Here is a 251-nt window from a genome sequence, read left to right on the forward strand (position 1 = left end):
TGAAAACCTTTAGTGAGAAAGTTCGCCAAGGTTTATGGAGTGGTTATTCAGGAAAGCGTATTACTGATGTGGTAAATATTGGTGTGGGCGGTTCAAATTTAGGCCCGCAAATGGTCACTGAAGCACTTGCGCCTTTTCTTCTCGATTATTCAAAAAACCTTATCTCAGCATCGACAATGGATATGCTGTTCAATTTAGCGAAAGAGTGCGATGTTGAAGCTTGGCGAGAAAAAATGTTTAGCGGAGAACGT

General features: G+C 41.4%; 1 pseudogene. It reads left to right on the forward strand.

Annotated elements, in window-relative coordinates:
- A pseudogene (locus H4J50_RS19470) lies at nt 1-251 on the forward strand (hypothetical protein); the annotation flags it as partial.

The sequence above is a fragment of the Colwellia sp. 6M3 genome, from assembly GCF_014077595.1.
GTDB lineage: Bacteria > Pseudomonadota > Gammaproteobacteria > Enterobacterales > Alteromonadaceae > Cognaticolwellia.